This is a genomic window from Streptomyces hirsutus (genome assembly GCF_001418415.1).
Lineage (GTDB): Bacteria > Actinomycetota > Actinomycetes > Streptomycetales > Streptomycetaceae > Streptomyces > Streptomyces hirsutus.
Genome location: NZ_LIQT01000613.1, coordinates 1 through 1,553, shown reverse-complemented (window position 1 = coordinate 1,553; position 1,553 = coordinate 1). Strand labels below are relative to the sequence as shown.

General features: G+C 74.3%; 1 pseudogene. It reads left to right on the top strand.

The features are described 5' to 3' along the window. Window positions 1-925 precede the first annotated feature (925 nt). Window positions 926-1,553, top strand: a pseudogene (locus tag AOK11_RS43190) (hypothetical protein); the annotation flags it as partial.

Here is a 1,553-nt window from a genome sequence, read left to right as displayed (position 1 = left end):
CGGCGGGAGTCGTGCTGTACGAGGCGGCACGCCGCCGCGCCTGAAAGACCGTTCGACACCTTCACCCGTACGGGGTATTCCAGGTCGTCCGGACGGGTGGGAGACATGCTTGACGCGGTCCGGACACATCCGGCGCGTCAAGGCAGTGTCCTAACGTCGGGTCACTCGGTTAGACGAGTGTGGACACCAGAACACCCCGCACACCTACGGGGGACCGCTCGTCGGGACTCGACGACGCTCCCGCGCTGAGCATGGTGAAGGTGCCGAGCGATCCGGCGCAGGTCATCGTCAATCACGCCAGCTTCCGCGTGCAGCTGGGCGTCTCGAACCGACGCGTCCAATCCCAGCGGATCGCACGGCACTTGATCGCGGCCGAGGACACGGCCCGCATCCCCGTCGTCACCACCGTGGGCGCCCCGGGCCGGACCGCGGCCCGTCGGCGCCCCGTCGGCGCCCCGTCGTCTGGAGCGGCCGCTCGGCCCCCGACGACACCGGCGCGCACCGGCTCCTCCAGACCATGCGGAACGGAAGCGTCCGCCACGCCGACGAACCGCTCACCGACGCCGGCGCCACCCAGGTCGTCCCCCGCGCCGGCGACGGTTACGGCTACGGCTACGGCTACGCCGAGGACCCGACCGCCCAGACCCTCGAAACACCCGTCGTCGGCCCCCAGCGCACCCACGGCGGCCGGCAGCCCCTGCTGCCCCCCCTGCGCACCGTCGGCAGCGCCTACGACGAACCGGCGTACGGCGGCCAGGGCTACGGGGACCAGGACTACGACGAGCAGGGTTACGGCCGACAGGGATACGGCGAGCAGGGATACGGCGAACAGGACTACGACAGCGACGAGTTCGGGGACACCGGCGGCCACCGGACCGCCACCGGCCCGAACACCGGCGGCCGCCGGGCCAGGCGCCACGGCGNNCCCTGCTCTCCGCCGCGCTGCTCGTCACCGTCAGCTGGAAGAGCGTCCCCGCCTACGACGCGCCCGACATCATCTACCTCGCCGCCTGGTCCCCGCTGATCATCGCCGGCGCTCCCGTCTACTCCGTCGACGGCCGCCTCGTCGCCCGCGCCTGGCGCCGCCTCGGACCCCGCTCCGACCTCTGGGACCTGCGCCGCTACGTGCTGCGCCGCGGTGCCCTCGTCACCGTCGTCGTCTGCGGACTCACCCTGCTCGTCGGCTCGCTGCTCGGCGGCGCCGTGCGGGACGCCGACCGCGTGGTGGTCCCCGGTCCCGGCGAAGCCCCGCGCAACGAACTCCCGGGTTCCCCGCTTCCGCAGGAGCCCGGCGAGCGCCGGAAGGGGACCCCGTCCGCTTCCACCCCGCCCACCCAGGGCGCCACTTCCGGAACCGGCAGCGCCAGTCCCGCCGAGGGCACCACGACCCCTGGCGCGACCCGCGACACCGGCGGTGGTGTGACCGGCGCGCCCAGCCAGACCCAGGGCACCACCGGCGAGGCCCCGCCCCAGCAGTCGTCCCCGGTGGAACAGGCCCCGAGCACCAGCGCCGGCGCCACCACGGGCGGCGGCACCACCGGAGGCGGCGGCGA